This is a genomic window from Pseudoalteromonas sp. RWi3 (genome assembly GCF_054960735.1).
The window spans coordinates 515,000-526,923 of the sequence record NZ_JBHNYL010000001.1 but is presented as its reverse complement, the minus strand read 5'-3'; the positions used below and the strand labels follow the sequence as shown (position 1 = coordinate 526,923).

The following is an 11,924-nucleotide window of genomic DNA, read 5'->3' as shown; positions in this document are numbered from 1 at the left end:
ATGAGCCTCAATTATCTTGATTTTGAGCTTCCAATCGCAGAATTAGAAGCAAAAATTGAAGAGTTACAAAATATAAGCCGCGCTGGCGAATTAGACCTTGAGTTAGAAGAGGAAGTCAGCCGATTAAAAGAGAAAAGTGCCCAACAAAAAGAGGAGATATTCTCAAAATTAGGTGCTTGGCAGGTTTCTCAGTTAGCCCGTCATCCGTTGCGTCCTTATACTCGAGATTATATCGAGCGCATTTTTACGGAGTTTGACGAGTTAGCGGGTGATCGTACTTTTGCAAATGATCCGGCTATTTTAGGTGGTGTAGCGCGTTTTGAAGGTCAACCAGTAATGGTGATCGGTCAACAAAAAGGACGTGATACAGCTGAAAAAATTAAACGCAACTTTGGTATGCCAAAGCCAGAAGGTTACCGTAAAGCACTTCGCTTAATGGAAATGGCTGAGCGCTTTAAAATGCCAATCATGACCTTTATCGACACACCGGGTGCATACCCAGGCGTTGGTGCTGAAGAGCGTGGTCAATCTGAAGCTATCGCCCGTAACTTAAAAGTAATGGCAGCACTTAAAGTGCCAACTATTTGTACGGTTATTGGTGAAGGTGGTTCGGGTGGTGCATTAGCGATTGGTGTTGGCGACCGCGTTAACATGTTGCAATACAGTACTTACTCTGTGATTTCACCTGAAGGGTGTGCGTCAATTCTTTGGAAAAGTGCTGATAAAGCACCGCTTGCCGCTGAAGCCATGGGCGTAACCGCGGAGCGTGTTAAAGAACTTGATTTGATTAACAGCTTAGTTGAAGAGCCTTTAGGGGGCGCACATCGTAACTACGATGCAATGGCTAGAAACCTTAAAAATCAGCTTAAGCGTGACCTTGCAGACTTACAAGCGTTATCGCTTGATGAAATGCTTGATCAACGTTACAAACGATTAATGTCATTTGGTTATTGCTAAAAAATAACTTGAATGCAGAAAAAAGCCGCTTTAGCGGCTTTTTTGTTTTAAAATGTTTGTAAGCTAGGAGCTAGGAGCTAGGAGCTAGGAGCTAATCATTTATTATTTTCGGTTAAATTCATGCATTCAACACCATTGTATCAACAAGTAAAAAACGCCATTGCACCGTTTGTCGATGTTAATCAAACGTCATTTACAATCGCGCTCTCAGGAGGTGTTGACTCTGTAGTGTTATTGCATGTGATGAATAAAATTAAATGTGAAATACCTACGCTGCAACTCAGTGCGGTTTACGTGAATCATGGCTTGAGTAATTATGCCGAGGACTGGCAACAGTTTTGCGCTGATTTATGCGCGCAATTAAATGTGCCATTTACTGCTGCGCAGGTAATTATTGAGCAGCGTACGCGCACCAGTTTAGAAGAACAAGCTCGTGATGCGCGGTATTTAGCGCTTGATAAATACAGCGCAAAAGGCAGTGTTATTTTATTGGGCCAGCATTTGAACGATCAACTTGAAACTTTTTTACTGCGCCTCAAGCGCGGCTCAGGGTTGAAAGGTTTAGCGTCTATGCGCCAAACTCGCATACTCAAAAGTGGTCGTACTTGCTTTAGGCCGCTTTTAAATATTACACGCTCAGCCATCGAGTCATTCGCAAAAACGTTTTCGCTTGAACATATTACTGATGATTCGAATACTGATGAACGTTTTGATCGTAACTTTATCCGGCAAAAAGTGGTGCCTGTTTTATCGGATAAATTTATAGGTTTTGAAAAAAGCGCTTCACGCAGCATTACGCTACTACAGCAGCAGCAAGATTTACTTAATGAGTATACCCAGCAAGATTTAGCTAAATGCCAAAACGAAACCCAAGGCTTAAGCTGCGCCGAACTTGCGATGTTCAGCGCTGCACGCCAAGCAAATGTACTGCGCTGTTGGCTTGAGCAGTTTACCGCCTTAATGCCATCGCAAAAGCAAACTGAGCAAATTTTAGAGCAAGGTATTAATGCACAAGTTGATGCGCAATTAAAAATACAATTAAAAGAGGGTCAGATCCGCCGCCACCAAGGTTATTTGTATTTTGTAATTAATCAAACACAAGAGCCACTGGTTGTAACTGCGCAATCTGGAAACACGTTTATACTTAATAATGGTACCCGTATTAGCCCAATACACGCAAAGGGGATAAGGCCCCCTCGAGTAGACGAGCACGTAACAATAAGATTTGATTATCTTCAGGCAAAAATAAAACCATTAAATAAACCTGGCCGTAATACATTGAAGCACTGGTTTAAAGATGCAAAAGTAGCCCCTTGGTTACGAGCCAGTGCGCCACTTATTTTTTACAACGACGAGTTAGTCCAAGTTGTCGGTTACTTCATTAGTGCGAATCATGTGAGCGATGAAGGAATTATTTGGGAGTACCATGCATGAACAATCAGCCCCACGTTGGCTTATCACTTGTTAATAAAGCACCACTTGGCCTTTTAATTACGATATTAATAGCAGTGGTTGCGCACTTAGTATTTGAACTAGATGTAATGACTTTACTCTATTCACTTGTGGGTGGTTTGGTCTGCGCAATTGTTTTGATTGCTTACTGGTTAGGAAAGGGCGGAGCCTTTTTTATTGTTGGTGTGAGTATTCCGCTGGTTTTAATTGTGGTCACCCCACTGGCTACCATGGCCGCTTTACTTTATTTGGTTAGTGGCTTTTTCTTTGGTTTTTTTTTATCGCTACTGATTTATAAGTTGCTCAGTAAGCAAAAGCAAGTTGCGCCGTAAGGGGAGGCGCAACACTTGTTTTAGTAGGCTCTAGCGCAGTTACGTCCTGACGCTTTTGCTTTATAAAGCCCTTTATCTGCACGAGAGAAAACTTCATCTTCACAATCATGGCTATTTACTAACGTGTAACCAATACTCGTGGTTACTTGGTATTTAGACATAATATTAGACTCATCTACTAAACGCATAATACGCTGTGCGATGACTTTGTTGGTAATAAATTCAGGGTCATCAATAAGAATTGCAAATTCATCACCACCAAACCTAAAAACACAATCAGTACCACGAATGCTTGATTGTAAAACAGCTGAAAATTCTTTTAATACATCATCACCTACTTTGTGGCCGAAGTTATCATTTACCTGCTTAAAGTTATCTAAATCCAGCAGCATTAAACTGAATGAACGATGTTGGCGGCGGCAGCGTTCGAGTTTTTCAAATAATATATCGTTAAACTGACTGCGATTGTTTAACCCTGTAAGGGTGTCTTTAGTTGCTAATTTCAGTACTCGGCTGTACATAATTGCATTTCTAAGCGGGTATACTAGTGCATTGTGCAACCCAGTGAGCTTAGTACTAATGTTCCCTGTAAGTGGGTACTGGCTAAAGTAAACCAACTGTCCCAAGTGCTCGTTATTGATATCTAAATCAAACGAGTAGGGTGGGGTTGAATTATCACTTTGTGCAACCTGTGTCACCCCTTGAGTGGAATGAAACTGTATGCCGGAAAAGTTAATAATCTGCTTAGCGTAATCAGCATAAATATTGAGTATTTCATCGATATTTAAAGTTGTTTGCAGCTTAGCGACTAAGCTATGAATTGCTGCAGGCTCATTATTACGGTAATGCTCTGCCGAAAACGGCAGAAACTCGCCACGCGCAGAAACCCTTTGTGTCAAAATATGGACGTTTTCCACTAAATCTCCCCCCTCGGAGTGTGTTGTTGGTTGGTTAAAGCGATTTCTATGCCACAATTTCAAAGTGGCTGAAAAACAGATAGTTGCTATAGTTAAAATTATTAGGTGGTAAAACTTTGACGCGGTATTTTCTGGTTACAGAATATCGGGAGGTCTATTTGCAAAGTGTTCTAGCTCAAATATTTGGTTTGCTATTTGCTGCCGTCATTCTAGTGTGGCTCTTTAAACGTGTTGGGTTGCCACCCATATTGGCTTACTTAGCAACCGGTGTGCTTGCAGGTGGGCACGGTGTTGGTTGGATAGCACAAAGCAGCGAGATGCACTTTGTTGCTGAGCTTGGTATTGTTTTTTTGCTATTTAGTTTGGGGTTAGAGTTTTCAATTGGTCGCTTAATGGCAATGCGCAGCATTGTTTTTGGCTTGGGCACGTTGCAAGTAGTGGTGACTAGTCTTGTAATTATGCTAATTCTACAGTTACTGGAATTTACGTTGTTGACCAGCTTTACTATTGCGACCCTAATGGCACTATCGTCGACGGCCGTTGTGGTTAAATTACTTAAAGAGTCTGGAGATTTAAAGCATCGGCGTGGACAGCTTGGTATAGGTATTTTGCTATTCCAAGATATAGCCGTCGTACCATTACTCATTATTTTACCTTTATTGGCGCAAAGCAGTGGATCGGAAGGGATAGCATGGGCTTTGGCATTAGCGTTAACAAAAGGCGCTTTTGTTTGTGTGCTTTTATGGGCAATAGGAAAGTGGGTATTGCCGCCGGTGTTTAGCGAAGTGGCACTGATGCGTACAGAAGAGCTGTTTGTGTTAACCACCTTGCTTGTAGCATTATTTGCTGCAGGACTCACGTATTTATTTGGTTTATCAATGGCCTTAGGGGCCTTTTTAGCTGGCATGATGCTTGGTGAAAGTCAGTACCGTCATCAGTTAGAGGCCGATATACGGCCATTTCGTGACATATTGATGGGCTTGTTTTTTGTTACTGTCGGGATGCAGCTAGATATTCTTTTTGTTGTGGATGTATGGTTTTGGATTTTAGCCGCGCTGACGCTGATGTTTGTGCTCAAAATTGGCGTTATTGCTGTTTTAGCACAGTTCATGGGAGAGCGAAAACAGGATTCTATTGCTGCCGCTATTATGCTTTGGCAAATGGGCGAATTTGGTTTTGTACTCATTGCGTTGGCTACTAAACACCAGTTATTGCTTACTGAGCAAGCATCCTTTTTAATTGCATTAGCTGTGATGTCGATGGCATTAACACCTTATTTAATAGAGCGAACTCCTTGGATGCTGGCCAAGCTCGGCTACTTAAAAAATGCTCAAAGTTACGCATCAAATCAACCTACTAGCAGTACTTTATACACTAATCATGTAGTTATTTGTGGATTCTCTCGTGTAGGGCAGACCATTGCGCGGTTTTTAAAACCAGAAGCCATTGAGTATGTTGCGGTTGAATGTAATCCTGTATTGGTTCAAGAAACTAAAGCGGTAGGCGAGCCAGTTATTTTTGGCCATGTTAAGCAAAAAGACATTTTACGTTCAGCGGGAGTCGAGCGCGCACGACTCGTTATAATCACCTTTACTGATTTTGAGCAAACGCAAATTGTAGTAGATGCAATTAAGCAAATAGCCCCAGAGGTTAAAATCTTGGTGCGCATGCGCGATGACTCAGAACTCGAGCTATTACAAGACTTAGGTGTGACAGAAGTTGTGCCAGAAACACTTGAGGCCAGTTTGATGTTGGTTTCGCATGTTTTGTATATGTCAGGCGTTCCAATGACCCGTATTGTGCGCCGTGTGAGTAAAGAAAGGCGGAACAGATATAAGTTTTTACATGGTTTTTTTGCAGGCGATAAATTTACTAATGATGACACGAATGCAGAGCGATTGGAGTATTTGCATGTAATTGCATTACCACAAGAGGCGTATGCCGTGGCTAAAAGTATCGGGGAGTTAAACCTCGAAAAACGACGCGTATCAGTAAGAGCGTTGCGTCGTCAAGATCGAGAAATTGAAATGCCTTCACAACAAACCACCTTGCTCAGCGGTGATATTCTTGTATTACAAGGCAAACCAAGGCGAGTAGAGCGCGTTGAACGTTACTTAATTGATGGCAGTGAATAATTTAATCTAACTCCAAAAACTCGCGAATTTGAGGTAGCTTTTCAAGGCCATCTTTATAGCCAATACCGATTAAATGTTGGGTATAGCGTTTTTCAAATAATAAGTAGCTGGTTAAGCTTGATTGAGATCGCTTTTTAACACCAATCATACGTAACAGTATTTTAATTGGTAACGGCATATCGTCATAATATTGTGCAGCAATCGCGTTAAAATTTTCAGATGGGTTTATTACACAGGTATCAATTTGCTTGAGTTCTTGGTGTTTTTCTCTCCCAGGCATTAACCCTAGTGTTCTGTTAATCCGCTCAAGGCGTTCTAAATCTGACTGCAAAGTATCCGTGAATACGCTATCAAGTAAATGCCCTGCTATAGATGATAAACCAGGGAAGTGAGGCAAGTATCCAGGTGGATGCGACTCTTTTGGTTGATCCACACCGATTATAAAGATCTTCTTTGCACCAAGATGTACACATGGGCTCAACGGGGATAGTTGGTGAATAGAGCCATCGCCAAAATAATGGTTATGCACGTTCACACTTGGAAAAACCATTGGGATCGCACTTGATGCCATCAAATGATCCACGTTTATGCGCGTAGCTTGTCCAACTCGCTTAGCACGTTGCCATGGTGATTGAGTTTTAGATTGAAAAAATGCGACAGAATCACCTGTGGTATAACTGGATGCTGTAATTGATAGCGCATCTAAATAGTTACGGTGTAAATTACGTTCAATACTTGATAGGTCTAGTACCTCACTTAATAAGTCACGTAAAGGTCGATTATTTAGTAGGCTAGCTGGTGGGTGGTTAATATGCTCAGATTGAAAGCTTGTAAGCATATTACGTGTTATATGGCCAAATACACTTAAAAAGTCACTCTTATAGACTGTTGAAGTTGAAAAGTTTTTCCAGACATACTCTAATTTGCGTACTGCAAGGTGCGCACACGAGGCGTAACATGCTAAAGCAGCTGAATTTATAGCGCCTGCGGAGGTACCATTAATAATAGTAAAAGGCAGGGGAGCTGTTCGAGGCATACTATGAGCAAGTGCTTTTAATACACCAACTTGGTAAGCTGCGCGTGCTCCGCCACCTGTTAAAAGTAAGGCTATTTTGGGTTTATTTTTATCGACTTGTTTTATTCTCATAGTTGCAATTAAACTGTTGACCGTCTTTACTTTATTTATTAACTGTAAGTCTTTAAGCTAGAACAATCAAAGGATACCTGAGTAAGATAACTTTTTTATCGCTTGGTTTGGAATTTCACCCACTTAGCACACACTAAGTGTTTGAATTATGCATTTTAAATTTTATGGAGTTCGTATGTCAGATCAATCATCGCAACCAGATGTCGAAAAACGTCCACCCAATAACAATTTGCTGTTTGCAATTGTAATACTTATTGTTATTGCATGTGCGGCAGCATTTGTATTACTTAGCTCAGAAGAGCAGCCACAGCCTGTGGTTGAGCAAGCTCCTGTAGAGCAACCAATCCAAGAATATAAAGCCCCAGAGCCAGAAGTAATCGAGCCTGAGCCTGAAGTTTTACCACAGCCAGAGGTTGTTAATCGCCCACCAAGCAGAGATTCAGAGCCAGCACCTGAGGTAAAACCCTTACCGAATCTTAATGACAGTGATGAAGTTGTGGTTGCAAATATTGACGAATACCTTAGCGATCAAGTGATGGGTTTAATGATCACTGATGATGTGATTCGCCGAGGTGTTGTATTTATTGATAACTTAGCAAAAGGCAAAGTAGCTGTAAAACATGCTCCTGTTGAACGCCCGCAAGAAAGTTTTAGCGTTATTGAAGGGGATATTCTTATGATTGACCCTAATAGCTATGAACGCTACACCCCTTATGTAAAAATATTCACGAGTATGAGTGCCGCACAAATTGTACGTTTATATGATGAATATAAACCACTGATAAGTGATGCTTATAGTGAAATTGGCTATCAAGGTGAGGAGTTCACACAAACGCTTGATGAAGCGATTGAACTATTACTCGATACACCTGAACCAAAAGGGGACATGCCCTTACTTAGAGATTCAGTTACTTATCAATATGCATATTCAGAATGGGAGCGCCTTCCTGCTGCGCAAAAACAACTGCTGCGTATGGGCCCAGAAAATATGAAAAAGGTAAAAGCTGTATTACGCAACGTTCAGAAAGAGCTAGCTAAGTAATTTTGTATAAAAAACAGTGCGATTGTTTGATTATCATGCAATCGCACCTTCTTTTTTGATTTCCTCTTGAATAAGAGTGCAAAAGTAGAGATAATCTTTTCCGCGCCAACCAAGGCCCTCAATGGTAGTCTTATTGGTCCTCTCGCAACACTAGCAGGCGAACCTGGTCAGGCCCGGAAGGGAGCAGCCACAGTTTGTGACGTGTGTGCCGAGATGTGGCTGGTAAGACTGCCACCCAATATCTACATTGGGTGTTGTTTGAAGTATAAGTTGACATATTTGTACTAAAAGATGGCATAAATTGGAAGTATAAGGTGGCATAGTCTAGTATTTAACCAAATGGTTAGATGGTTGGCTCACATGTTCAGAAGAAAACTCAAACACTCCCGTGTTAAAAACCTCCATAAATTTGCTAGTCAAAAAAATAAATCTACTTGTTTAGTCGAATCCTCTTTAGAGTTTGATGCTTGCTTTCATTTTGAATTTTCACCATCAATAGCTGTATTTGCTGTTATTGACCTAGTTTAATATCAACCCGCAATAATACTTAATCATTTGCGGGGCTAAATGTGTTGCTACTTGTGTTTAAAAAATCTGATTAGAACAAATGAATAGCGATTTTTTTGCCCTGCTACCAACACGCTTTTCCACCCTTAAAATAGAGCACTTAATTAAGCGAATTGGTATAAATCAAGTTTCCGTTCACTTTACTTATTATTACGAATTTATTTGCTATTCATGTTTAAAAGTCGTGTACAAATTTATTGACCTTCTTCAAATATGACCTAAATTTAAAGGGTAATGTGTTTATTAAATAGGTTCGTTTATTCGATTTACTTTGCACAGTAACCTATTGTTTTTGATGATAGTAGATGGAGCTATAAATGGAGCAGCAGTGTAAAATATTAATAGTAGATGATGAACCTATCAACACTGTATTGTTAGAAGAAGCATTAGCTTTAGCGGGTGTAATACACTCCTGCAATAACAGCGAAAAGGCACTCGATCTAATTAGAGATATTGAGCCGGATATTCTTTTACTTGATTTAGAAATGCCTAACGTAAGCGGTTTCGATATATTGCGATTGATTAGAGGGCTCCCTAAATTTTGCGATATCCGTACTATTGTTATTACATCGCATAGCGACCCTGCAATTGAAGAAGAAGCATTGTCACTAGGTGCAATAGACTTTATTTCTAAACCTTTAAATTTGACATTATGTAGAATGAGGGTTGAAAACCACATCAATCTATTAATTCAAAATAAAGCTATTCGGGCGACTAAAGCTGCATTAGCAGCAGAAAAAGAACAACTAAGGATTACAATTGACTCGATTGCTGATGGCGTTATTTCTACTGATGAAAAAGCGTGTATTACTTATTTAAACCCTGTTGCTCAACGTTTGACGGGCTGGTCTCAAATATCAGCAAAAGGTCGCCATATTGAAGATGTGATGATATTACAAGATGCAACCACTCATAATAAATCAATCAATCCTTTAACAGTTGCATTAAAAGAAAATAGAGCCGTGGCGATGGCAATAAATACAAAGCTTATCAGTAAGCAGGGTATAGAACATCGCGTTGAAGACAGTGCAGCCCCAATACTTGATAAAAACAATAAACAGTGTGGTGCAGTAATGGTGTTTCAGGATGTCAGTGAAACTTTAGCAATGTCTGTACAAATGACATATTTATCACATCATGATCAGTTAACTGCACTACCTAATCGAGTATTATTACATGACCGCCTAACGCAAAGCTTGGCAAGAGCGAGCTTTAATAAAAGCAAGGTTAGTTTATTATTATTGGATCTCGATAAATTTAAATACATTAATGATGCGATGGGTCACCATGTAGGTGATGAAATTATTGCTCATATTGGGCACAGCTTAGATAAATTTACCTGTAACGATATCACAGTGGCAAGAGTTGGGGGAGATGAGTTTGCATTGGTCGTACCCCACGGTATGCACATTACCAGCATAGAGACATTGATAAGCCAAGTATTAGAAGTAATAGGTAAACCCTTTAGAGTGGCAGGAGAAGATCACGTTCTTACAGCAAGTTTAGGAATTAGTGTTTTTCCTGATGATGCCCAAAGTGTAGAAGAGATTCTTCGTCACGCTGATTCAGCTATGTATAAAGCTAAGCAAATGGCAGCAAATAGTTACTGCTACTTTAGCCAAGACCTACAAGAAGATATGGATAAACGCTTAGAAGTGGGTAATTATCTACGAAAGGCGCTTGAAACAAATGATTTGCAAGTTCACTACCAACCTAAATATGATTTACAGAGCGGTGATATTATTGGTGCTGAAGCGTTAGTAAGGCTAAAAGGACAAAATGGTGAGTTTATATCTCCAATTCACTTTATTGAGTATGCTGAAGAGTCAGGGCTTATATATTTATTAGGGGAGCAAGTGCTTGAAAAAAGCTGTATTACTGCCAAAAAATGGCTAGACAGCGGTTATCCAAAAAAAATCGCAGTTAATGTTTCTGCTAAACAATTTATAAGTTCTACCTTGGTTGAGACTGTTGCATCTGTGCTAGAGAAAACTCAATTACCCAGCAGATATTTAGAGCTTGAAGTAACAGAGTCAGCTTTGATTGACAGTTACGACCAAACTATTACTCAATTAAAATTAATTGCTGATATGGGCGTGTCATTAGCTTTAGACGATTTTGGAACGGGTTATTCGAGCCTCTCGTATTTACGATTATTTCCGCTTGATGTGCTCAAAATAGACCAATCTTTTGTGCGCGATATGCTCAGTGATTCTCAGTCATTGGATATAGTCACCGCGATTGTGGATTTAGCGAATTCACTCAAGCTTGATATTGTGGCTGAGGGTATAGAGACACCAGAACAAAGAAGTAAACTGAAAGAGCTCGGATGTGCGATAGGGCAAGGTTTTTTAATGGGGAAACCAATGCCCTTTGATAAAATCACTCAACAACTATCGTCTATACATAGCAGCAAAAATTAATGCCTTTAAATTTAAAGCCACTTTCTCAATGTAGGGTACTAATCGTCGATGATGATGAAATTATTCGTGTTACGCTTGAGGCTGTTTTAGAGGAACACTTTAAAGTAGATACATTAACTAATGGGCTAGAAATAGATGACTTTTGTCGATTAAGTAAACCTGATCTTATTATTCTTGATGTAAATTTGCCGCAAATAAATGGCTTAGAAATATGTAAAAAATTAAGACAAAGTGCAGATTATGCGAATATCCCAATTATATTCATAACATCCAGCAGTGATGTTGATTCGCAAAATGCATGCTGGGAAGCGGGGGGGACTGACTTTATTAGCAAACCTGTCATAGCATCAACCCTTATTCATCGTACTAGAAACCATATAGAAAATAAGCTGCGCTTAGAAAAACTGACCGAGCTGACATACAAAGACTCTCTTACCGGGCTCTACAATCGGCATTACCTAGAACAAGAAGTAGCGAATTCACTAAGGTTGTCTGATCGCGACAAAACGCCTTTTAGCCTACTGATGATAGATATTGACTTTTTCAAGCTCTACAACGATAAGTATGGGCACCCTCAAGGTGACAAATGTATTAAGGAAATTGCAACAGTATTATTGAACGTAATAAAACGGCCGCAAGATATGGCCGTGCGCTTTGGTGGAGAAGAGTTTCTTGTGGTTTTGCCCGACACTGATTACGCAGGAATGAAACATATTAGCGATCACATAAGGTCACAACTTTGTAAATTAAATATAGCGCACAGTGAATCAGTGTATGAGCATGTTACATTAAGTATAGGAGGAATAACTCGTTATCCACCATCAGCAATGAACTTAAGGGCATTGATATCAGCAGCAGATGAGTATTTGTATGAGGCAAAGAGGTCCGGTCGTAATCGGTCTATACTTTATAAAAAAGTGTCAGATATGTAGTTATATTTACTAGATTTTTG

At 40.0% G+C, this 11,924-nt stretch carries 9 protein-coding genes and 1 other RNA gene; 8 read left to right on the top strand and 2 right to left on the bottom strand.

Annotated features, from left to right (window positions below):
• From accA to ACFI4Z_RS02200, 3 genes are all read left to right on the top strand, one after another.
• Positions 1 to 957 carry an acetyl-CoA carboxylase carboxyl transferase subunit alpha gene (gene accA / locus ACFI4Z_RS02210; RefSeq protein WP_462669145.1) on the top strand — a complete coding sequence of 319 codons (957 nt, stop codon included), beginning with the start codon at positions 1 to 3 and terminating at the stop codon, positions 955 to 957.
• A gap of 120 nt (positions 958 to 1,077) precedes the next feature.
• Positions 1,078 to 2,391, top strand: coding sequence for a tRNA lysidine(34) synthetase TilS (gene tilS, locus ACFI4Z_RS02205; RefSeq protein ID WP_462669144.1), 1,314 nt, complete (start codon positions 1,078 to 1,080; stop codon positions 2,389 to 2,391).
• On the top strand, positions 2,388 to 2,741 hold the full coding sequence (locus tag ACFI4Z_RS02200) for a hypothetical protein (protein WP_462669143.1): 354 nt from the start codon (positions 2,388 to 2,390) through the stop codon (positions 2,739 to 2,741). The genes tilS and ACFI4Z_RS02200 overlap by 4 nt, the downstream gene beginning before the upstream one ends.
• Positions 2,742 to 2,761: 20 nt before the next feature.
• Here ACFI4Z_RS02200 and ACFI4Z_RS02195 read toward each other — a convergent pair whose 3' ends face one another.
• Positions 2,762 to 3,658, bottom strand: a complete 897-nt coding sequence (locus ACFI4Z_RS02195; protein ID WP_462669142.1) for a GGDEF domain-containing protein — start codon at positions 3,656 to 3,658, stop codon at positions 2,762 to 2,764.
• 158 nt (positions 3,659 to 3,816) lie between these two features.
• Here ACFI4Z_RS02195 and ACFI4Z_RS02190 point away from each other — a divergent pair, with 158 nt between their 5' ends.
• A complete protein-coding gene (locus ACFI4Z_RS02190; protein ID WP_462669141.1) occupies positions 3,817 to 5,793 on the top strand; it encodes a monovalent cation:proton antiporter-2 (CPA2) family protein in 1,977 nt (658 codons plus the stop codon).
• A gap of 1 nt (position 5,794) precedes the next feature.
• On the opposite strand, the gene ACFI4Z_RS02185 is transcribed toward ACFI4Z_RS02190, so the two are convergent.
• Positions 5,795 to 6,940 (bottom strand): patatin-like phospholipase family protein, encoded by a 1,146-nt coding sequence (locus ACFI4Z_RS02185; RefSeq protein WP_099296481.1) that lies wholly within the window; start codon positions 6,938 to 6,940, stop codon positions 5,795 to 5,797.
• A gap of 175 nt (positions 6,941 to 7,115) precedes the next feature.
• Between ACFI4Z_RS02185 and ACFI4Z_RS02180 the strand changes: the two genes are divergently transcribed.
• The 4 genes from ACFI4Z_RS02180 (at position 7,116) to ACFI4Z_RS02165 (ending at position 11,904) form a co-directional block, all read left to right on the top strand.
• Complete coding sequence (locus ACFI4Z_RS02180; RefSeq protein ID WP_462669140.1) at positions 7,116 to 7,982, top strand: DUF3014 domain-containing protein; 867 nt, start codon at positions 7,116 to 7,118, stop codon at positions 7,980 to 7,982.
• Between the two features lie 131 nt (positions 7,983 to 8,113).
• Positions 8,114 to 8,210, top strand: an RNA gene (ffs, locus tag ACFI4Z_RS02175) — signal recognition particle sRNA small type.
• Between the two features lie 656 nt (positions 8,211 to 8,866).
• Positions 8,867 to 10,972 carry a GGDEF/EAL domain-containing response regulator gene (locus ACFI4Z_RS02170; protein ID WP_462669139.1) on the top strand — a complete coding sequence of 702 codons (2,106 nt, stop codon included), beginning with the start codon at positions 8,867 to 8,869 and terminating at the stop codon, positions 10,970 to 10,972.
• Positions 10,972 to 11,904, top strand: a complete 933-nt coding sequence (locus ACFI4Z_RS02165) for a GGDEF domain-containing response regulator (protein ID WP_462669138.1) — start codon at positions 10,972 to 10,974, stop codon at positions 11,902 to 11,904. Before ACFI4Z_RS02170 ends, ACFI4Z_RS02165 begins: the two co-directional genes overlap by 1 nt.
• The last annotated feature ends 20 nt before the right edge of the window (positions 11,905 to 11,924 follow it).

What these genes read in the sequence shown, in the direction of transcription:
- ACFI4Z_RS02200 (WP_462669143.1), top strand. Translation starts at nt 2,388, where the DNA reads ATGAACAATCAGCCCCACGTTGGCTTATCACTTGTTAATAAAGCACCA.
- ACFI4Z_RS02185 (WP_099296481.1), bottom strand. Translation starts at nt 6,940, where the DNA reads ATGAGAATAAAACAAGTCGATAAAAATAAACCCAAAATAGCCTTACTT.
- ACFI4Z_RS02165 (WP_462669138.1), top strand. Translation starts at nt 10,972, where the DNA reads ATGCCTTTAAATTTAAAGCCACTTTCTCAATGTAGGGTACTAATCGTC.
- ACFI4Z_RS02180 (WP_462669140.1), top strand. Translation starts at nt 7,116, where the DNA reads ATGTCAGATCAATCATCGCAACCAGATGTCGAAAAACGTCCACCCAAT.
- ACFI4Z_RS02170 (WP_462669139.1), top strand. Translation starts at nt 8,867, where the DNA reads ATGGAGCAGCAGTGTAAAATATTAATAGTAGATGATGAACCTATCAAC.
- tilS (WP_462669144.1), top strand. Translation starts at nt 1,078, where the DNA reads ATGCATTCAACACCATTGTATCAACAAGTAAAAAACGCCATTGCACCG.
- accA (WP_462669145.1), top strand. Translation starts at nt 1, where the DNA reads ATGAGCCTCAATTATCTTGATTTTGAGCTTCCAATCGCAGAATTAGAA.